The sequence below is a fragment of the Shinella sp. R2-11 genome, assembly GCF_055330205.1.
In genome coordinates, this window is the sequence record NZ_JBVAPC010000002.1 from 216,600 (window position 1) to 235,710 (window position 19,111).

The 19,111-nt window shown below is 65.3% G+C and carries 24 protein-coding genes and 1 tRNA gene; 10 read left to right on the forward strand and 15 right to left on the reverse strand.

The window, feature by feature from the left end; genetic code table 11:
- Nucleotides 1-15: 15 nt before the first annotated feature.
- Complete coding sequence (locus ACZ1A1_RS05715) at nt 16-402, forward strand: DoxX family protein (protein WP_313195039.1); 387 nt, start codon at nt 16-18, stop codon at nt 400-402.
- Here ACZ1A1_RS05715 and sugE read toward each other — a convergent pair.
- From sugE to ACZ1A1_RS05750, 7 genes are all read right to left on the reverse strand, one after another.
- Complete coding sequence (sugE, locus tag ACZ1A1_RS05720; protein WP_463619141.1) at nt 399-713, reverse strand: quaternary ammonium compound efflux SMR transporter SugE; 315 nt, start codon at nt 711-713, stop codon at nt 399-401. The two genes, ACZ1A1_RS05715 and sugE, sit on opposite strands and share 4 nt — an antisense overlap.
- Nucleotides 714-871: 158 nt before the next feature.
- Nucleotides 872-1,705 (reverse strand): S-formylglutathione hydrolase, encoded by an 834-nt coding sequence (gene fghA, locus ACZ1A1_RS05725; protein WP_313195038.1) that lies wholly within the window; start codon nt 1,703-1,705, stop codon nt 872-874.
- 17 nt (nt 1,706-1,722) lie between these two features.
- Nucleotides 1,723-2,379 carry a DUF1345 domain-containing protein gene (locus ACZ1A1_RS05730; protein WP_463619142.1) on the reverse strand — a complete coding sequence of 219 codons (657 nt, stop codon included), beginning with the start codon at nt 2,377-2,379 and terminating at the stop codon, nt 1,723-1,725.
- Nucleotides 2,376-2,855 (reverse strand): YaiI/YqxD family protein, encoded by a 480-nt coding sequence (locus ACZ1A1_RS05735; RefSeq protein WP_119258280.1) that lies wholly within the window; start codon nt 2,853-2,855, stop codon nt 2,376-2,378. Before ACZ1A1_RS05735 ends, ACZ1A1_RS05730 begins: the two co-directional genes overlap by 4 nt.
- A 39-nt stretch (nt 2,856-2,894) precedes the next feature.
- Complete coding sequence (locus tag ACZ1A1_RS05740; RefSeq protein ID WP_463619143.1) at nt 2,895-3,368, reverse strand: GNAT family N-acetyltransferase; 474 nt, start codon at nt 3,366-3,368, stop codon at nt 2,895-2,897.
- Nucleotides 3,368-4,495: an S-(hydroxymethyl)glutathione dehydrogenase/class III alcohol dehydrogenase gene (locus ACZ1A1_RS05745; RefSeq protein ID WP_463619144.1), complete on the reverse strand. Its 1,128-nt coding sequence runs from the start codon at nt 4,493-4,495 to the stop codon at nt 3,368-3,370. The genes ACZ1A1_RS05740 and ACZ1A1_RS05745 overlap by 1 nt, the downstream gene beginning before the upstream one ends.
- Before the next feature lie 84 nt (nt 4,496-4,579).
- The gene (locus ACZ1A1_RS05750; RefSeq protein WP_463619145.1) at nt 4,580-4,984 is read right to left on the reverse strand and encodes a helix-turn-helix domain-containing protein; all 405 of its coding nucleotides are present in this window, start codon (nt 4,982-4,984) and stop codon (nt 4,580-4,582) included.
- A 202-nt stretch (nt 4,985-5,186) separates the two neighbouring features.
- Here ACZ1A1_RS05750 and ACZ1A1_RS05755 point away from each other — a divergent pair, with 202 nt between their 5' ends.
- A complete protein-coding gene (locus tag ACZ1A1_RS05755) occupies nt 5,187-6,092 on the forward strand; it encodes a DMT family transporter (protein ID WP_463619525.1) in 906 nt (301 codons plus the stop codon).
- Between the two features lie 76 nt (nt 6,093-6,168).
- Nucleotides 6,169-8,121, forward strand: a complete 1,953-nt coding sequence (locus ACZ1A1_RS05760; protein ID WP_463619146.1) for an acetyl-CoA carboxylase biotin carboxylase subunit — start codon at nt 6,169-6,171, stop codon at nt 8,119-8,121.
- A gap of 12 nt (nt 8,122-8,133) precedes the next feature.
- Here the strand turns inward: ACZ1A1_RS05760 and lipB are convergent, their stop codons facing one another.
- Nucleotides 8,134-8,880, reverse strand: a complete 747-nt coding sequence (gene lipB / locus ACZ1A1_RS05765) for a lipoyl(octanoyl) transferase LipB (protein ID WP_463619147.1) — start codon at nt 8,878-8,880, stop codon at nt 8,134-8,136.
- A 196-nt stretch (nt 8,881-9,076) separates the two neighbouring features.
- Here lipB and ACZ1A1_RS05770 point away from each other — a divergent pair.
- Together ACZ1A1_RS05770 and ACZ1A1_RS05775 are read left to right on the forward strand one after the other, a co-directional pair.
- Nucleotides 9,077-9,161, forward strand: a tRNA-Leu gene (locus ACZ1A1_RS05770).
- 70 nt (nt 9,162-9,231) lie between these two features.
- Nucleotides 9,232-9,435, forward strand: coding sequence for a hypothetical protein (locus ACZ1A1_RS05775; protein WP_463619148.1), 204 nt, complete (start codon nt 9,232-9,234; stop codon nt 9,433-9,435).
- Between the two features lie 65 nt (nt 9,436-9,500).
- Here ACZ1A1_RS05775 and ACZ1A1_RS05780 read toward each other — a convergent pair whose 3' ends face one another.
- Nucleotides 9,501-9,734, reverse strand: a complete 234-nt coding sequence (locus ACZ1A1_RS05780; RefSeq protein WP_463619149.1) for a DUF2171 domain-containing protein — start codon at nt 9,732-9,734, stop codon at nt 9,501-9,503.
- A 58-nt stretch (nt 9,735-9,792) separates the two neighbouring features.
- Nucleotides 9,793-10,287 carry a peptide deformylase gene (locus tag ACZ1A1_RS05785; protein ID WP_463619150.1) on the reverse strand — a complete coding sequence of 165 codons (495 nt, stop codon included), beginning with the start codon at nt 10,285-10,287 and terminating at the stop codon, nt 9,793-9,795.
- Between the two features lie 293 nt (nt 10,288-10,580).
- Here ACZ1A1_RS05785 and mgtE point away from each other — a divergent pair, with 293 nt between their 5' ends.
- Nucleotides 10,581-12,011, forward strand: a complete 1,431-nt coding sequence (mgtE, locus tag ACZ1A1_RS05790) for a magnesium transporter (RefSeq protein WP_313195024.1) — start codon at nt 10,581-10,583, stop codon at nt 12,009-12,011.
- 62 nt (nt 12,012-12,073) lie between these two features.
- The gene (locus tag ACZ1A1_RS05795) at nt 12,074-12,460 is read left to right on the forward strand and encodes a MerR family transcriptional regulator (protein WP_119258271.1); all 387 of its coding nucleotides are present in this window, start codon (nt 12,074-12,076) and stop codon (nt 12,458-12,460) included.
- Between the two features lie 12 nt (nt 12,461-12,472).
- Here ACZ1A1_RS05795 and ACZ1A1_RS05800 read toward each other — a convergent pair whose 3' ends face one another.
- The 3 genes from ACZ1A1_RS05800 to ACZ1A1_RS05810 all read right to left on the reverse strand — a co-directional run bounded on the left by ACZ1A1_RS05800 (nt 12,473) and on the right by ACZ1A1_RS05810 (nt 14,748).
- Nucleotides 12,473-12,946, reverse strand: a complete 474-nt coding sequence (locus tag ACZ1A1_RS05800; RefSeq protein ID WP_463619151.1) for a methyltransferase family protein — start codon at nt 12,944-12,946, stop codon at nt 12,473-12,475.
- Nucleotides 12,947-12,950: 4 nt separating this feature from the next.
- Nucleotides 12,951-13,985 (reverse strand): acetyltransferase domain-containing protein, encoded by a 1,035-nt coding sequence (locus ACZ1A1_RS05805; protein WP_463619152.1) that lies wholly within the window; start codon nt 13,983-13,985, stop codon nt 12,951-12,953.
- A gap of 73 nt (nt 13,986-14,058) precedes the next feature.
- Complete coding sequence (locus ACZ1A1_RS05810) at nt 14,059-14,748, reverse strand: DUF599 domain-containing protein (RefSeq protein ID WP_463619153.1); 690 nt, start codon at nt 14,746-14,748, stop codon at nt 14,059-14,061.
- Between the two features lie 15 nt (nt 14,749-14,763).
- On the opposite strand from ACZ1A1_RS05810, the gene ACZ1A1_RS05815 reads away from it, so the two are divergent.
- The 3 genes from ACZ1A1_RS05815 to ACZ1A1_RS05825 all read left to right on the forward strand — a co-directional run bounded on the left by ACZ1A1_RS05815 (nt 14,764) and on the right by ACZ1A1_RS05825 (nt 17,222).
- Nucleotides 14,764-14,958, forward strand: a complete 195-nt coding sequence (locus ACZ1A1_RS05815) for a hypothetical protein (protein ID WP_463619155.1) — start codon at nt 14,764-14,766, stop codon at nt 14,956-14,958.
- Nucleotides 14,959-15,310: 352 nt separating this feature from the next.
- On the forward strand, nt 15,311-16,711 hold the full coding sequence (locus ACZ1A1_RS05820) for an L-serine ammonia-lyase (protein WP_463619157.1): 1,401 nt from the start codon (nt 15,311-15,313) through the stop codon (nt 16,709-16,711).
- Nucleotides 16,712-16,784: 73 nt separating this feature from the next.
- Nucleotides 16,785-17,222, forward strand: a complete 438-nt coding sequence (locus ACZ1A1_RS05825) for a DUF1489 family protein (protein ID WP_313195020.1) — start codon at nt 16,785-16,787, stop codon at nt 17,220-17,222.
- A gap of 6 nt (nt 17,223-17,228) precedes the next feature.
- Here the strand turns inward: ACZ1A1_RS05825 and ACZ1A1_RS05830 are convergent, their stop codons facing one another.
- Together ACZ1A1_RS05830 and ACZ1A1_RS05835 are read right to left on the reverse strand one after the other, a co-directional pair.
- On the reverse strand, nt 17,229-17,501 hold the full coding sequence (locus ACZ1A1_RS05830; RefSeq protein WP_119258435.1) for a hypothetical protein: 273 nt from the start codon (nt 17,499-17,501) through the stop codon (nt 17,229-17,231).
- 161 nt (nt 17,502-17,662) lie between these two features.
- Entirely contained in the window at nt 17,663-19,111 is a 1,449-nt protein-coding gene (locus ACZ1A1_RS05835; protein WP_463619158.1) for a D-alanyl-D-alanine carboxypeptidase, read from the reverse strand.

Here is a 19,111-nt window from a genome sequence, read left to right on the forward strand (position 1 = left end):
AAGGGAGTGCATCGCATGTTCGACCGTTTGTCCGCCTGGCGGCCGCAGGCGCTGGCCGCGCTTCGCATCATGACCGCTCTGCTCCTCATCGAGCACGGCACGCAGAAGTTCTTCAATTTTCCGCCCGCCGAACAGCCGTTCGGCGATCTCATGAACCTGATCGGCCTTGCCGGTGTTCTCGAGGTGGTCGGCGGCCTGCTGATCCTGGTGGGGCTCTTTACCCGGCCGGTGGCCTTCGTGCTCTGCGGCTTCACGGCAGTCGCCTATTTCATGGCCCATGCGCCGCAGAGCTTCTTCCCGGTGAACAATCGCGGCGATGCCGCGATCCTCTTCTGCTTCGTCTTCCTCTACCTGACGGTGGCGGGGCCGGGCGCCTTGGCGCTCGACAATCGCCGGGGTTAGGCGACGAACTTCAGGCCGAGGATGCCGGTGATGATGAGGGCGATGCAGCCGAGGCGCATGGCCGTTGCCGGTTCGGCAAAAAGGACGATGCCGAGGATGACCGTACCCACCGTGCCGATGCCGGTCCAGATGGCATAGGCCGTCCCCATGGGCAGCGTCTTCACGGCAAGGCCGAGCAGCACGATGCTGACGAGCATGGAAGCGGCGGTCAAAGCGGTGGGAACGAACCGCGTGAAGCCGTCGGTATATTTGAGACCGATGGCCCAGCCGATTTCGAAGAGACCTGCGAGGGTAAGAAGGATCCAGGGCATTGTGCCTACTCCGTTTCAAGGGAGCGAGGCCGTCCCCGCGTTCGTGACCGGATGCTTTCCGGCGGTAGCCGTCTACCGGCACGGACTATTGTCCATCGGCGCGGGAAGGGCAAGGGCAGGGGCGGCATGTCAGCCATGCGCCCCCGCCATATCCGGTCTCAGCCGAGCCGCTCGGCGTGCCACTTCAGGTGATCGTCCATGAAGGTCGAGATGAAGTAGTAGGAATGGTCGTAGCGCTCGTGCATGCGCAGCGTCAGCTTGATATCCGTATCCTTGACCGCCTCCTCGAAGAGCCAGGGCCGCAGGCCGTTTTCGAGAAAGCCATCCGCCTTGCCCTGGTCGATCAGGAATTCCGGGAAGCGGGCGCCGTCGGCGACGAGCGCGCAGGCGTCGTATTCCCGCCACGTCGCCTTGTCGGCGCCGAGATACTTCTCGAAGGCCGGGGCCGACCAGTCGGCGGTGGATGGCTCGACGATGGGCGCGAAGGCCGAGCAGCTCCTGAAGCGGTCGGGGTGCTTGAGCGCGATCGTCATGGCGCCGTGCCCGCCCATCGAATGGCCGAAGATACCCTGGCGGCTCATGTCCATGCGGAAATGCTGGCTAAGGAAATTTGGCAGCTCCTCCGTGACGTAGCTGTACATCCGGAAGTTCTCGGCCCAGGGCTCCTCGGTGGCGTCGAGATAGAAGCCGGCGCCCTTGCCCATCTGCCAGTTGGTCATCTCGTCCGGCACGTCGTTGCCGCGTGGGCTGGTGTCCGGGCAGACGATAATGAGGCCGAGCTCGGCGGCCATGCGGCGGTACTCGCCCTTTTCCATCACATTGGCATGGGTGCAGGTGAGGCCGGAGAGATACCAGAGCACCGGGCGCGGCTCCTGGATCGCCTGTGGTGGCACGAAGACGGCGAAGGTCATCTCGCATTTGCAGGCTTCCGAATCGTGGGCGAAGACACCCTGCATCCCGCCGAAGGCGGTGTTCTGGGAAAGCACTTTCATGGAAAACTCCGATCGGTTCAGGAAGCGAGTGCCACTGCCGCATTGACGGCGGCGGCGACCAGCACCGTGTTGAAGAAGAAGGAGACGATGGCATGCAGCAGGTTGACCTTGCGCATCGCCGTCGAGGTGATCGCGGTGTCCGAGGTCTGCGCCGTCATGCCGATGACGAAGGCGAAATAGAGGAAATCATAGGCGCCGGGCTCGCTGTCGCCGGGAAAGTCGAGGCCGCGCCCGGTCTCCCCGCCTGTCCTGGCGCTGCCCGGCCGCCAGTAGATATGGGCATAGTGGAGGGCCGCCATCGTGTGGATAGTGAGCCAGCCGAGCGCGACCGAAGCGAAGGCGAGCACCAGTTCGGTGCCGGTGGCCGGCGCGCGGTTGAGGACGACGAACAGTGAGCCGATGGATACGGCGACCGTGGCGAAGGTCACGGCGAAGATGATGGCGATCGGCTCGTCGGTATCCGTCGCATAGTGCTTGAGATAGCTTGCCGTCAGGCGCGGCAGGCGCCAGGCCGTGAGCAGGAGATAGCAGAGGAAGAAAGCGGTCGCCGCGGCGGCGATGGCGAAATCCGGCTTCAGCCAGAGGGCCGCCGCAAGGACGAGCGCCGCAGCGCCGATGCCGACATAGAAGGGCACGTGCCGGCCATAGACCTCGGGTCCGGGTTTTGCCGTCATGACGGCGATCCCGTGCGCGCATTCTTCGCCCGGCGGCAAAGGCGGTCGAGCGTTTCGAGGAAGGCGGAGCGGTCGCGCGGCGAGAAGGCGGCGTTGTAGCCCTTGCTCTCGCCGGTCTCGCGCAGATGCGCGCCGAGGTCGCGCATCGCACTCGCCATGCCAATGTTCGACTTGTCGAAGAGCCGGCCGGTCGGGCCGGTGACATGCGCGCCCTTGGCGACGGTGCGCCCCGCCAGCGGCACGTCGGCCGTGATGACGATGTCGCCTTCCTGCACATTCTCCGCGATCCAGTCGTCCGCCGCGTCGAAGGCGCCGGAAACGATGACGTTGCGCACCATCGGATCGCGCGACGGCCGCAGGCCCGAATTGGCGACGAAGGTCACCGGCAGCCCATGCCGCTCCGCCACCTTGAGGATCTCCGGCTTCACCGGGCAGGCATCCGCGTCGACATAGATGGTGGGCAGATCCTCGCTCATGCGGTCGTTCTTTCCTTGGACACGGCGCTCCGCTGCCGGTCAGGCGCGTTGCGCATCGCTTGCGCCGGGTCGGCGCATGTCGATATGCGGGATGCCGTCCTCGACATATTCCTCCGATGTCGGGGAAAAGCCGAGGGAGCGGTAGAACTGCTGCAGATAGCTCTGCGCGGAAAGCTCGATCGGCATGCCGGGAAAATGGGCCTCGCAGGCGCGGATCGCTTCCTGCATGAGGGCCTCGCCGAGCCGTTTGCCGCGATGGTCCGGCGAAACGAGGACGCGGCCGATGCGCGGGGCGCCGTTCTCGGGGCGCCAGAGCCGGGCATAGGCGGCGGTCTCGCCGTCGACCAGCAGGCGAAGATGGAGCGCATCCGCGTCCTTGCCGTCCAGCTCCGGATAGGGGCAGGCCTGCTCGACGACGAAGACGTCGACGCGCAGTTTCAGCAGGGCATAAAGCTCGACGGCGGAGAAGGATTCCATCCTCCGCACGTCGACGCTATAGGCGGTTGCCGGCATCAATAGACCACGACGCCGCGGATGGACTTGCCGGAATGCATCAGCTCGAAGCCCTCGTTGATGTCTTCCAGCGGCATGGTGTGGGTGATCATCGGGTCGATCTGGATCTTGCCGTCCATGTACCAGTCGACGATCTTCGGCACGTCCGTGCGCCCGCGCGCGCCGCCGAAGGCCGTGCCCATCCACTGGCGGCCGGTGACGAGCTGGAACGGACGCGTCGAGATTTCCTGCCCCGCGCCGGCAACGCCGATGATGACCGACTTGCCCCAGCCGCGATGCGCCGATTCCAGCGCCTGGCGCATCACCTTGGTGTTGCCCGTGCAGTCGAACGTGTAGTCCGCACCGCCGATCAGGTCGCCGTTCCGCTTCGTCAGGTTGACGAGGTAGGGAACGATGTCGCCCTCGACCTCCTTCGGGTTGACGAAATGCGTCATGCCGAACTTCTCGCCCCATTCCTTGCGGTCCGGATTGATGTCGACGCCGATGATCATGTCCGCGCCGGCAAGGCGCAGGCCCTGCAGCACATTGAGGCCGATGCCGCCGAGGCCGAAGACCACGGCCGTCGAGCCGATCTCGACCTTGGCCGTGTTGATGACCGCGCCGATGCCGGTGGTGACGCCGCAGCCGATGTAGCAGATCTTGTCGAAGGGCGCGTCCGGGTTGACCTTGGCGACGGCGATCTCGGGCAGGACCGTGTAGTTCGAGAAGGTCGAGCAGCCCATGTAATGGTGGATCTTGTCCTTGCCGATGGAGAAGCGGGACGTGCCGTCCGGCATCAGGCCCTGGCCCTGCGTGGCGCGGATGGCGGTGCACAGGTTCGTCTTGCGGGAGAGACAGGAATAGCACTCGCGGCATTCCGGCGTGTAGAGCGGGATGACATGGTCGCCCTTCTTGACGGAGGTGACGCCAGGGCCGACATCGACGACGATACCCGCGCCCTCATGGCCGAGGATCGCGGGGAAGAGGCCCTCCGGATCGGCGCCCGACAACGTGAAGTCGTCGGTGTGGCAGATGCCCGTCGCCTTCACCTCGATCAGCACCTCGCCGGCACGCGGGCCTTCGAGCTGCACGGTCATGATTTCAAGCGGTTTTCCGGCCTGAACGGCAACGGCGGCGCGTACGTCCATGTTCGTCTCCCTTACGCGGATTCTGTGTCGGGCCGACCATTGCAGAGCCGGTCCGGCGTCTCAAGTGCGGTGAATGTAAAAAAGTCAGCCTTGATCTTTTTTGATCAATCTGGCGACCTCGGTTTCGAGCGCGGCGAGGGCCTTGCCCGTCCTGTCGAAAAGCTGGCGCACCTCGCTGAGCTGGTGCATGAGCTGCTCGACCGGGCTGTCGTCCGTGGGGACGGCCGGCGCCGTGCCGATTCCGGCGACGAGCCAGGCGGGGGAAACGGCAAGCAGGCCGGCCAGCATGGGAAGCGCCCGGCTGTCCGGCTCCGACCGGTCGCGCTCCCAGCCGGTGACCGTCTCTTCCGGCAGGCCGAGCCGCGCCGCGATGATCTCGATGGAGAGGCCGAGCGCATCGCGCGCCCGCCAGAGGCGCCCGCCGAGCGTATCGCTGTCATTGCGGACGAGGGGGAAGGGAATCGTATTGTTCTCGCCGGGAAAGGTCATCACGGCCTCCATTGTCTCGCCCTTGAGCTTACAGGCAAGAGGGGATGGCCCTCTACCTCAATTGCGCCGCTTTGCGCCGCCCGCGCGAAGAGAGATTTCCGGCATTGCCAGCCGGCCGAAAAGCGCTATGCAGGGGCGAGCAAGGGAGATGCGCATGAACGCCACAGCCGGCAGCACCACCGATCGAGAGGGCGGCGGCACCATGCAGGGCGTCGTGCTGATGGCCGTCGCCATGCTGATGCTGCCGTGCATGGACGCCATCGCCAAATACATGGCGACCTTTGCCGGCATGTCGCCGGGGCAGGTGACGTTCTACCGGTTCTTCTTCCAGGTCGTCTGCACGATCCCGCTGATCTTCACCGCACAGGGCAGCGCCATGCTGCGGCCGAAACGCCCGTGGCTGAACCTCCTGCGCGGCGCGATCCACGGCGCGGCGAGCCTGTTCTTCTTCGCGGCGGTCAAATACATGCCGCTGGCCGACGTCTTCGCGATCTATTTCGTCGAGCCTTTCATCCTGACGGCGATGTCGGCCGTCTTCCTCGGCGAGCGGGTGGGCTGGCGGCGGTGGCTTGCCATCATGGTCGGCTTCGGCGGCGCGCTCATCGTCATCCAGCCGAGCTTCATCCTCTTCGGCTGGACGGCGCTGCTGCCGGTCGCCTGCGCCTTCTTCTATTCCGTCTACCTTTTCATGAACCGTGCCATCGGCAATGCCGATTCGCCCGTCACCATGCAGACGGTCGCCGGCTTCGGCGGCATGCTGTTCATGGGGGCGGCGATGTTCGCCGGCGACATGGCCGGCATTGCCGATTTCGAGCCCTCGCTGCCGCCGTCGCTCTTCACGCTCGTGCTGCTGCTCATCCTGGGCGCGCTGTCCGGCTATGCGCATATGCTGGTGGTGCGCGCCTTCCGCATGGCGCCGCTCTCGCTGCTGGCGCCGTTCCAGTATTTCGAGATCATTTCGGCGACCATTCTCGGCTATGCGATCTTCGGCGATTTCCCGACGCCTTCCAAATGGCTCGGCATCGGCATCATCGTCACCTCGGGCCTTTTCATCATCTGGCGCGAGCACAAGAACCGCAAGGCGAACGCCGACATCGCCTTCGACTAAAGTGCGCTCCATCCTGCCGTTGTACGGGCGTGCCGTTTATGGCTAAAACTCCGATGCAGACTGCCGGGAGGAAAGCATGTTCAAGAAGATCCTGATTGCCAATCGCGGCGAGATCGCCTGCCGCGTGATCAAGACGGCACGCAGGATGGGCATCGCCACCGTCGCCGTCTATTCCGATGCGGACCGGGATGCGCTGCATGTCGAGATGGCCGACGAGGCCGTACATATCGGCCCGGCGCCCGCCGCCGAAAGCTACCTCGTCGCCGGGAAGATCATCGCCGCCTGCAAGGAGACGGGCGCCGAGGCGGTACATCCGGGCTACGGGTTCCTGTCCGAGCGGGCGAGCTTCTGCGAGGCGCTGGAGGCGGAGGGCATCGTCTTCATCGGCCCCAAGCCGAAGGCGATCCGCGCCATGGGCGACAAGATCGAATCGAAGAAATTCGCCAATGCGGCGAAGGTCTCGACCGTTCCGGGATTCCTCGGCGTCATCGAGGATGCCGGCCATGCCGAGCGCATCGCCGGCGAGATCGGCTATCCGGTGATGATCAAGGCCTCGGCCGGCGGCGGCGGCAAGGGCATGCGCATCGCCTGGAACGAGGCCGAGGTGCGCGACGGTTTCGAGCGGGCCCGCTCGGAGGCGAAGAGCTCCTTCGGCGACGAGCGCGTCTTCATCGAGAAATACATCGTCGATCCGCGTCATATCGAGATCCAGGTTCTCGCCGACGCCCATGGCAACGCGCTCTATCTCGGCGAGCGCGAATGCTCGATCCAGCGGCGGAACCAGAAGGTCGTGGAAGAGGCGCCGTCGCCCTTCCTCGACGAGGCGACGCGGCGCGCCATGGGCGAGCAGTCGGTGGCGCTCGCAAAGGCGGTGGATTACCAGAGCGCCGGCACGGTGGAATTCATCGTCGACCGCGAGCGCAATTTCTACTTCCTGGAGATGAACACCCGCCTGCAGGTCGAGCATCCCGTGACGGAGCTGGTGACCGGCATCGACCTCGTCGAGCAGATGATCCGCGTTGCGGCCGGCGAGAAACTGGCGCTGACGCAGGCCGATATCCGGCTGAACGGCTGGGCCGTCGAAAGCCGTCTTTACGCTGAAGATCCCTATCGCAATTTCCTGCCGTCCATCGGCCGGCTGACGCGCTACCGCCCGCCGGCCGAGGGCCGGAGCGGCGATACGGTCGTGCGCAACGATACCGGCGTCTACGAGGGCGCCGAGATTTCCATGTATTACGACCCCATGGTCGCCAAGCTCTGCACCTTCGCGCCGACGCGCCTTCAGGCCATCGATGCGATGAGCGATGCGCTGGACGGTTTCGTGGTCGACGGCATCGAACACAATGTCCCGTTCCTCGCGGCGCTGATGCGTCATCCGCGCTGGCGGGAAGGGCGGCTGTCCACCGGCTTCATCGCCGAGGAATATCCCGAAGGCTTCGCCCCGATGGAGCCGACGGCCGAGGAGGCCGGCATTCTGGCGCGGATCGCGCTTTCCGCCCATCTCGTCGATGCCGAGCGGCGGTCGCACCATCTCGACCGGCTGCGTCCGGCCACCGTGCAGAACAAGGACTGGGCGGTGAAGATCGGCGATGCCTATCATGCACTGACGGCGGAGGACGCCGTGCGGAGCGACTGGCTGCCGGGCGAGGCGGTCTGGCGCGGCACGGTCGGCGGGCGCGGCGTGACCGCGCAGCTTCGCCCGTTCCTCAATGGCATGCGCATCGACTGGCAGGGGCTTTCCGTGCGCACGCGCGTCTTCACGCCGCGGCTGGCCGAACTCGACGCGCTGATGCCGGTCAAGCTGCCGCCGGACACGTCGAAGATGCTGCTCTGCCCGATGCCGGGCCTCGTCGTCTCGATCGCCGTCAGCGAGGGGCAGGAGGTGAAGGCCGGCGAGACGCTGGCCGTGGTCGAGGCCATGAAGATGGAAAACGTGCTGCGTGCCGAGCGCGACCTGACGGTCGGTGCGATCAAGGCAAAGCCCGGCGAGAGCCTCGCCGTCGACGCCGTGATCATGGAATTCGCCTGAGGCCGGGACCGGTCAGGCCTGCGGAAGGCTTTCGGACGGACAGTCCGCCTCGTTGGCGGTGGGGCCGAAGACGCGCTCGAAGGAATCGCGGATGCGGACATCCACATCGCTCATCATCACGGGAAGGCCGAGATCCACGAGGCTCGTGACCCCGTAGCCGCGGATGCCGCAGGGCACGATGCCGGAAAAATGCTCGAGGTCCGGATCGACGTTGAGCGAGAAGCCGTGGAAGCTCACCCAGCGGCGCAGGCGGATGCCGATGGCGGCGATCTTGTCCTCGGCGGGCGAGCCGTCCGGCATCGGCGGACGCTCCGGCCGGCTCACCCAGACGCCGACGCGGTCCTCGCGCCGCTCGCCGCGGATGTTCATGGAATCGAGGGCATCGATCACCACCGCCTCCAGCGCCGCCACGAAGGCGCGCACATCCTGCCGGCGGCGCTTCAGGTCGAGCATCACATAGACGACCCGCTGGCCGGGGCCATGATAGGTATATTCGCCGCCGCGGCCCGTGGAAAACACCGGGAACCGGTCCGGCGCCACGAGATCGTCCGCAACGGCGCTGGTGCCGGCCGTGTAGAGCGGCGGGTGCTCGACCAGCCAGACGAGTTCGTCCGCCTCGCCGCGGGCGATGGCCGCGGCCTCGTTTTCCATGGTCTCGACGGCGACGTCATAGGGAACGAGATCCCGCGCGATGCGCCAGCGCACCGGCGGCGAGCCGGGGAGCGCGAGAAGGGAGATGGAAATGTCCTGACGCTGCATGATGGCCGTCCTTTTGCTTTCCGTTGTGCCAGATATAGGGGCGATCATGCAAGGATTTCAGGGGTTTCCGGGCTTTCCCACAGGTCGTGTTGAAATTGTTTCGCTTTCCGTCATTTTTCTTGTCGCGCGGCCTTGTGCACCCCAAATCCTTTTGCTACATGCACCCCCGTCGCCGCAAGACGACACCTACCACGATGCGGTCGTGGCGGAATTGGTAGACGCGCAGCGTTGAGGTCGCTGTGGGGCAACCCGTGGAAGTTCGAGTCTTCTCGACCGCACCAAAAGAACCCGGCCTAGTGCCGGGTTTTTTGTTTTTGCGGTGCCTTGTGTACGGCCGGGAGGTTTCAGGGAATGCGTTTCATCGTCCTTTGCCCGCTGCTTCTGCTGGCCTCCTGCATGCCGCACATTCCCGAGCATGTTCTCGATGCCGAATGGTGCCGGAACATGGAGGCGGCGAAGGCCGATGCCGACGAGCGGGGACGGCGGAACCTCTCAATAGCCATGAAGAAGCATCGTTGCGAGGCGAAGCTCGCGGTCGACGCACGCGGCGACTGAGCGGACGTCGCCTTTCCAAAAAGAAACCCGCCTTTCGGCGGGCCCCTTGTTCAAGCCGCTTGCGGTCAGTTCATCGACGACCACTGCTGGCGGACTTCATCGGCATCCTTGTTCAGGTGAACATGGGCGTCGACATGATCCACCCAGTCGAGCGGAATGAGGTGATGCTGGCCGTCGTCGGAATCGTTCCTGGTGAGCTTGATGCGGCTGTCGCCTTCCATGTGGTCGACCGTGCCGACATGGCGGCCGTCGGCTGCCTTGACTTCCATATGTTCGCGAATCTGGGTTGCTGCGACCATCGGGTTTCTCCTTTCGGGTTGGGGTGCTTCCTCAACGCCGAAGGCCGCGGCTGGTTCCCTATTCGCCTGCCTTGCGGAATTTCTTGACGATCCGCTCCCGCTTGAGGCGCGACAGGCGGTCGATCCAGAAAATGCCGTCGAGCTGGTCGATCTCATGCTGGAGGCAGACGGCGAGAAGGCCGTCGGCTTCCTCCGAATGCGTCTTTCCCGCGAGGTCCTGATAGGTGAGGCGGATGCGGGCAGGGCGCTCCACCTCGTCCGTGACGCCCGGCATCGAGACGCTGCCTTCCGTATGGCGCTGAAGTTCGGGCGAGAACCATGTCACGGCGGGGTTCACATAAACGCGCTGCGAGGCGGGGCCGTGGAGCTCGATGACCGTCAGCCGCTCGAGGATGCCGACATGCGCGGCGGTGATGCCGATACCGGGCGCCGCGCGCATCGTCGCCGCCAGATCGGCCGCGCATTCGGCAAGGCGCGCGTCGAAGGCTTCGACCGGCTTGCAGGGAAGGCGCAGCCGCGGATCGGGAAAGCGCAGGATGGAAAGGATCGCCATGGATGGCCCCGGCTGGTGGATCGGACAGGCTTTCCTAGCGCGTTTGCGGCGGGGGGAAAACGCCGCCGGGCCAAATCGTTCGATTTGCGTGAACTTGCAACAGGTTGCGAATTTTTCGCATCGACCCCGCTTTTGCCGCCCGTCGGCGATGGACCGGCCGCGCGCTTTGGGTTAGCAGAAAACAGGCAAGGCCCTGAAAGACGGCGCCTTGCGAGGAACCCTGCAAGCAATCCCTGTCGTTTCCGCCCGCGCCGCGTGCCGGGCCTGACGAGCCCGATACAAGGAGCGGCCCGATGGAAGACACCGGCGACGACGACCGTATCCATGAGGGCCAGGCAGAGCACAGTACCTTCGACGGCGAGGACATCTATGCCGAGGACGGCTCCGTCCGCTCGGATTTCCTCATGCATGTCGGCGCGGCCATCGCCGACCGTGACCTGCTGTTCCTGCGCCGGCATGTCGCGCGACTGCACGAATCGGAAATGGGCGACCTTCTGGAGGCGATCCAGCCGGAGCAGCGCCGCCAGCTCGTCTCGCTGCTCGGCGCCGACTTCGACCTTGCCGCGCTGACGGAAGTCGACGAGGCGATCCGCCTCGACATCGTCGAGCATCTGCCGAACGAGCAGATCGCCGCCGCTCTCGGCGAGATGGATTCGGACGACGCCGTCTACATCCTGGAAGACCTCGACCAGGAGGACCAGGACGAGATCCTCGCCAAGCTGCCGTTCACCGAACGGATTCGCCTGCGCCGCTCTCTCGACTATCCGGAAAGCACGGCCGGCCGGCGCATGCAGACCGAATTCGTCGCCGTGCCGCCGTTCTGGACGGTCGGGCAGACGATCGACTACCTGCGCGAGGATGCCGACCTGCCGGAAAGCTTCTCGCAGATCTTCGTCATCGACCCGACCTTCCGCCTGCTCGGCGCCATCGATCTCGACCGCATCCTGCGCATGCCGCGCGGCACGAAGATCGAGGCCATCATGCGAGAGACGAACCATCCGATCCCGGCGGAGATGGACCAGGAAGAGGCTGCCCAGCTCTTCGAGCAGTACGACCTTCTCTCCGCCGCCGTCGTCGACGAGAACGGCCGGCTCGTCGGCGTGCTCACCATCGACGACGTGGTCGACGTCATCCAGGAAGAAGCGGAGGAGGACTTGATGCGCCTCGGCGGCGTCGGCGACGAAGAGCTCTCCGACACCACCATCGAGACGGTCCGTTCGCGCGCGCCGTGGCTGCTCGTCAACCTCCTGACCGCCTTCCTTGCCGCTTCCGTCATCTCGGTGTTCGAGGCGACGATCGAGGAGATCGTGGCGCTCGCCGTGCTGATGCCGATCGTCGCCGGCATGGGCGGCAACGCCGGCTCGCAGACCATGACCGTGACGGTGCGGGCGCTCGCCACCCGCAATCTCGACATCCACAATGCCTGGCGCGTCGTGCGCCGCGAGGCCGGCGTCGGCCTGCTGCACGGCATCGCCTTCGGCCTGATGATCGGCCTCGTCGCCGGTGTCTGGTTCCACGACGCCAATATCGGCGGCGTGATCGCGGCGGCCATGCTGATCAACATGACGGCGGCGGCGCTCGCCGGCATCGCCATTCCGCTCTTCCTCGACCGGGCAGGGGCCGACCCGGCGGTGTCGTCGGCCGTCTTCGTCACGGCCGTCACCGACATCGTCGGCTTCCTCGCATTTCTCGGCCTTGCGACCTGGTGGTTCGCCATCCGCTAGGGAAAAATTGACTTATACGTAAAAGTCAATAGAATGCGCCGGTAGAAGAGATCGGAGCAGGCGTGGACAAGTTTTATAGCATAACCGAGCTGACGCGCGAATTCGGGGTTTCCACCCGCACCCTGCGCTTCTACGAGGACGAGGGGCTGATCAACCCCGAGCGCCGGGGCCGCACGCGTCTTTTCCGCCCCGCGGACCGCCGCCTCATCCAGGAAATCCTGCGCGGGCGCCGCATCGGCTTCACCATCGCGGAAATCCGCGACATCATCCGCGTCTACAAGGACCCGCCGGGCGAAGTCGGCCAGCTCGAGATGCTGATGAACAAGGTCAACGAGAAGCGCGACGAGTTGCGCCAGAAGCGCCGCGACATCGAGGAGACGCTGGCCGAGCTCGACAATGTCGAGGAAGCCTGTCTCACGCGCCTTGCCGAGATCGGCGTCGGCACCTGAAGGGCCGGCCGCTCAGATCCAGCGCGCCGTGCCGTTGCAATAGCGTTCGAAATCGATGCCGAAGCGCGAGAGGAGATGCAGCTCCTCTCGGTGGATCGCGACGAGGCTCGTCACGGCCGCGGCGACGATGGCCGTGACGATGCACCACGGATTGAGCAGGGCAAGGCCGATGCCGGCGGTCGTCAGCGTATAGCCGAGATAAATGGGATTGCGCGTGAAGCGATAGGGCCCGGACGTGACCAGATAGGTCGAGCAGCGGTTCGGCAGGATGGTCGTATGGCAGTCGAGCAGCGTGCGCATCGCCCAGACGTCCAGAGCGACGGCCGCGACCACGAACAGGCCGCCGCCTACCCACGCATACCACATGTTCGTCTCCGCGACCTCCAGCGGAAAATACGCCTGGAGCAGGAAGGCCGCCGCTATGGCCGCGCCGTAGATCAGCGGCGGCCAGGGAAAGGCGAGTGGCTTCATGCGATAGGCGTTCATGATCCTACTCCTGGGGCTCGCTCCTCGCGTCGGCATCCGCCGTGCATTGCGAGGAGATCGTTGCAATGCGTTGGTCCGTAATATCGATTGCGCCGCGGTTCAGGTCGGCGAAGAGGTTCTCGCCCATCAGCCTGTCCAGCGTGCAGCCGCAGAAGCTCTGGCAGAAGCCGGCGTCGCGCTCGTTGATGCAGGCGCGCATGCAGCTCTTCGTGTAGCTGACGGTTGGGTCGGCCGCGGGAGCGGGCATGACCAGCGAGAAGCCGTAGACCAGCGCGATCAGCACCGGCTGATGGATAAGGTAGATGGCGAGACTGTGGCGGCCGGCCTGCTCCAGCAGGGTTTTCCACCGGCTTCTGGATGCATTGCCGAAACCGGCCAGCCGCTCGGGCAGCGCGCTTGCGACGAAGAGCCGGGCGGCCGCGATGCCGAGCAGCACGGGGGCGAGCCAGGGCAGCAGCGGCACATAGTCGTTGGAGCGCGGCGGCGTGACGGAAAGGCCGACCCACCAGAGCGCCGGATGATCGAAGATCGGCGCACGAAGATAAAGCGGCGCGGCTGCGACGGCCGCGGCGGCCAGCAGGGTCACGGCGACGGGCAGGCGCAGGAAGAGAAGCCCTATCAGGCTCGCCGCCGCGATGGCGTGCAGGATGCCGAAGAAGATGAAGGTCTCGGGGAAGGCGAACCATGTGGCGACCGTGATCGTCGCCGCCGCCAGCACGATCCTGCCGAGCCGCATGAAGTATGGCCGTGGCCGGAAGCCGCGCTGGTGGCCGAGCACGAGGCTGAAGCCGACGAGGAAGAGGAAGCTGCCGGCGATCAGCCGCGCATAGAGGCGCCATCCGCCGGTCGTAGCCGTTTCCGGTTCGATGTAGCCGAAATAGCCGAGATCCCAGGTGAAATGGTAGCTCGCCATGGCGATCAGCGCGACGCCGCGGGCCTGGTCGATCAAAGGAATGCGCGGCAGGCGGCGCGTGGCGCCGCCGTCTCCTTCCACATTGCCGTCAATCACCGTCGTCGTCATGGTTCGGGGTCGCTGCATTGCTTTGGTCCATGGGAATATGCCACGCCAAGCTTGCGCCGGGCGGATGGCCGAAAGGAGGCCGGGGAAGGGATCAGTCGAGGCGTTCGAGCACGCCGAGGCGCGCCTCGGAGTAGAACTGCCGGCGGACGAGGACGACGATGATGCCCATCGTCGTCAGGATGAAGAGATAGGGGCTGACGAACCAGCCGAGATAGCCGATCGACAGGAAGATCGCGCGCAGCCCCTTGTTGAAGTGCTTGGCGGCCAGGATGTTCATGCGGATGACCTTGTCGGCGGCAAGGTCGGCGGCGGCCGGGTCCTTGTGGATGTCGCCGCTCATCGGCATCGCGCCGAGCAGGATGGTGCAGTAGTTGAAGAGGCGGTAGGACCAGCCGAACTTGAAGAAGGCATAGCCGAAGATGATGGCAAGCCCGCCGACCTTCATCTCGAAGCCGGAGCGGCTGCCGCGGAACACCTCCGGCAGGTCGTTGAAGAGGCTGAACACCTTGTCCGTCGCCCCGAGCAGTGCGAAGCAGCTGCCGAGCGCCAGAAGCGAGGTGGAGGCGAAGAAGGCCGTGCCGTTCTGCAGGCCGGCCATGATCTGCGTGTCGATCATCCGCAGGTCGCGATGCATGGCATTGCGGATCCAGATCGCGCGCTGCGAGCTCATCGCCCGCGTCAGGCTCACGCGGTCGAACAGCTTCGCCCGGTCCGTGAGCCAGGAATACCCGATCCACAGGATGATGAAGATGGCGAGGGCGGCGATATCCGGACTGGTCATGCGTGGTTTTGTGCCATGGATTCGGCATTTTGCAAGGGGCTGGGGCCGCTGTCCGAAGCCCGTTCAGACTTGCGGCGGAAAGGCGGCGGCGGGCCTGCCGGGCTTGCTGCCCGCAACTGTCTGATTTTGCGACATGTCATGCGCGCCATGCAGATCACCCATGAGGCATTCGCCTTGCTTTCGCCATTTTTCGCGATTGCGGTTTCATGAATTCTTCATTAAACAGGGCCCAAGCAGCGCCGATCACGGCTGCTGCGCCGGCATGTTCCATCGGGGAAATCATGGAAAGCACAGTTCAGAAATCCTGCTGGGGCGTTACCGCCCGGGCAGTTCTCGGTTTTGGCGCGGTTCTGGTCATCGCCTATCTTTTCGGCGGCATCTGAAAACACTCGGCCACAGTTCTTACATTGACAGCGCGCTCCCTCGGGACGCGCTGTTTTTGTTTTCCGGCATGTCGCGTTGGTAAAACCTGATGTCGGGAGATCGCCATGCGCGCGGTCCGTGATAACGTAGCTTTGCGGATCAAAGCGCGCAGGCTGTCGCGGCAAGGAGAAGTCCGGGAATGTTTCTTTCGGTTTTTGATGTCTTCAAGATCGGTATCGGTCCGTCGAGCTCGCACACGATGGGGCCGATGTCGGCGGCGAACCGTTTTCTCGACCTGATCCTGTCGAACGACTGGCCGCGCCCCGCCGGCGCGCATGTCGCCGCCATCCGCATGAGCCTGCACGGTTCGCTCGCCTATACCGGCGTCGGCCACGGCTCGGACCGCGCGGTGATCCTCGGCCTGATGGGCGAGCGGCCCGATTCGGTCGATCCCGACCGGATGGAGGCGATCGTTGGCGAGGTCGAGCGCACCGGGCGCATCACGCCGCCCGGCCATCCCGGCTATGCCTTCCAGCCGAAGAACGATCTGATCTTCGACAAGAAGAACCCGCTGCCCGGCCATGCCAACGGCATGACCTTCTCCGCTTATGACCGAGACGACCGGTTGCTCCTGAAGCGCATCTACTATTCCGTCGGCGGCGGCTTCGTCGTTACCGATACCGAACTCGAGCAGATGCGCGCCACCAAGGCGCGCTCCAGCGATAGGAAGGTGCCGTTCCCCTTCGCCTCGGCGAAGCAGATGCTGGAAATGGCCGAGCGCGCGAACATGACGATCGCGCAGATGAAGCGCGCGAACGAGGAAGCCACCATGTCGCGCGAGGAGCTGAATGCCGGCCTCGACCGCATCTGGGAGGCGATGAAGAGCTGCATCGACCGCGGCCTCAAGAACGAGGGGATCATGCCAGGCGGACTGAAGGTCCGCCGCCGCGCCCGCTCGATCCATGACAAGCTGCAGGAGGAGTGGCGCTCGAACAAGGCCAACCCGCTGCTCGCCAATGACTGGCTCTCCGTCTACGCCATGGCCGTCAACGAGGAGAATGCCGCGGGCGGGCGCGTCGTCACCTCACCGACCAACGGCGCTGCCGGCGTCGTGCCCGCCACGATCCGCTACTACCTGCATTTCCATGAGGATGCCGACCAGGACGGCATCCGCGACTACCTGCTGACGGCCGCCGCCGTGGGCGGCATCATCAAGCACAATGCCTCGATCTCCGGCGCCGAAGTCGGCTGTCAGGGGGAGGTGGGCTCTGCTTCCGCCATGGCCGCCGCCGGTCTTGCCGCCGTGATGGGCGGCACGCCCGAACAGGTGGAGAATGCCGCCGAAATCGCGCTGGAGCACCATCTCGGCATGACCTGCGATCCCATCGCCGGCCTCGTCCAGGTGCCCTGCATCGAGCGCAATGCGCTCGGCGCGGTCAAGGCGGTGACGGCGGCCTCGCTCGCCATCAAGGGCGACGGCAAGCATTTCGTGCCGCTCGACGCCTGTATCGAGACGATGCGCCAGACCGGCGTCGACATGAACGAGAAGTACAAGGAAACCTCCACCGGCGGCCTTGCCGTCAATGTGGTGGAGTGCTGAGCGAAGGCCCTTGCCTGTGGAGTGCGACACGGCGGCCCCTTGACCGGGCCGCCGCAAGGGCGTTCAAAGGGGCATGGCCCTTCATCTCATCAAACTCTGTGTCGGCGCGGACTCGATCGAGGACCTGCGCGAATGGGTGTCCGAACGCTCGCTGATCGCGATGGCGGCGGGCATGGAGCCCCATTCCAGCCACATCACCCGCATGATCCCCAAGCGTGACCGGGAACTGCTCGACGGCGGCTCGCTCTACTGGGTGATCAAGGGGCAGGTGCAGGCGCGCCAGCAATTGCTGGACATCAAGACCTTCACGGATAGCAATGGCATTTCGCGCTGCGAGCTCGTGCTCGGGCCGGAGGTCATCGAAACCGCGCTCCAGCCGCGCCGCGCCTTTCAGGGATGGCGCTACCTGACCGAAGAGGATGCCCCGCGCGACCTGACGAACATGGGCGAGGGCACTGCCGACCTGCCGATGGAACTTCGCCGGGAGCTTGCCGAACTCGGCCTTCTCTGACGATCCTCAGCGAAGGCGCAGGCGAACCGGGTGGCGGTGCTCGCTGACGCCGACATGGAGATGAATCCCGGCAACCGGCTGGCCCGAGCGCCAGGCGCGGGCGCCGTGGGCGAGCAGCATGCCGACGAGATCCTTCGTCCTGTTGCGTGAACGGCCGAGCCCGATATCCGCGATCCGCATCGCCGCCTCGTGCAGCGGATGAAGCGTTCCCTTCAGCGAGCGGCGCTTTTCGTCGCGCGCCGCGAGTGGGACATCGAAGAGGTTCTCGTTCATCGCCATGATCTGCCTCGTACGCATTACCTTATCGAGGATGGCACAGCCGTCGTGACGGCCTGCCTGCCTTCCCCCGCAGCCTCCGGTACGCAATACCTTTCCGGCTGCCGTGCGGGTGCAAGGCGGTATTCCAGGGACCGCGCCGCGACGGGCGCAGTCCGATCGCGTTACTGCTGGCTTGCCCAGCAGGCGAAGCCCTTGCGCTTCAGGATCTTGCAGGCGGCCGTCGCGCGGTCCTGGTTGTCGAAGCCGCCGAAGCGGGCACGGTAGAGCTGCGCGCTGCCGCTGTTGACGGCGACCGTGAAGGGCTTTGCGCTGGAGAGCGCCTTGCCGCCCTGGTCCTGGGCCTTGGACAGAAGCTTCTGCGCCTGGCCGCGGTCCGGCGTCGCGCCGATCTGGATCACCCAGCCCGAAGGCGTGGTCTCGGATACGGCGGAGGTGGTCAACTTGTCGACTTCGCCGCCGGTATCGCCCTGTTCCGTCAGGTCTTCCTGCGGGACGGCGGCTTCGCGCTGCAGCTTCAGGGTTGCGGCAAGCGCACGCTTGCCGACGACTTCCGAGCTGCTGGCCGGCGTGGCATAGGCCGTTTCGAGATGGCTTTCGCTGTAGCGGTAGGACGGGACTGGGCCGTTTTCCGGCAGGTCGAGGCTGGCGGTGGAGACCGATGCGGTCGCCGCGCTGCTTGCGACTTCGGCGCTGAGCGTCGGGGCATCCTTGGTCTGGGCGATCAACTCGCCACCGCCGCGGCGTGAGGCCTTCGGCATGTAGGTGGCGATCAGCTTGCGCATCTGCTGGTCGCGGGCGCCGCCCGAGCGGCCACCCATGACGACGCCAACGACGCTGCGGCCATCGGCGACGGCCGAGGTCACGAGGTTGTAGCCGGAAGCGCGGGTATAGCCGGTCTTGATGCCGTCGACGCCGCGAACGGTGCCCAGCAGGCGGTTATGGCCGTTGATGACCTGCTTGCCGAGGCGGAAGCTGCGGACGGAGAAATAGGAATAATACTGCGGGAAGTGCTGGCGCAGCGCGATGCCGAGACGGGCCTGGTCACGCGCGGTGGTGACCTGCGCGGTGTTCGGAAGGCCGTTGGCATTGCGGTAGACGGTGCGCGTCATGCCGAGCGCGCGGGCCTTCTGCGTCATGATGCGGGTGAAGCGCTCTTCCGAGCCGCCGAGGAATTCGGCCAGCGCCGTCGAGGCGTCGTTCGCCGAGCGCGTGATGAGGCCGAGGATAGCCTGCTCGACGGTGATGGACTTGCCGGTCCCTACACCGAGCTTGGTCGGCGGCTCGCTGGCGGCGTTCTTCGAGAAGGGCACGCGCGAATCGAGACGGATCTTGCCGGCTTCCAGCGCTTCGAAAGTGAGGTAGAGCGTCATCATCTTGGTGAGCGAGGCGGGATAGCGCAGCTCGTCCGCGTTCTCGCTGTAGAGCACCTTGCCCGTCTTCGCATCGATGACGATGCCCGAATATTGTGGATTTGCGGCCGCCGGGGTTGCGAGGACGACGGTGGCGACCGTGCCGATCATCACCAGACCTTTCGCCGCATTGGCAATTGCCTGGAAAGAGCGGGGGAGAAAATCGAGGAATACGGAACGGGACACTACGTTACTCTTCAT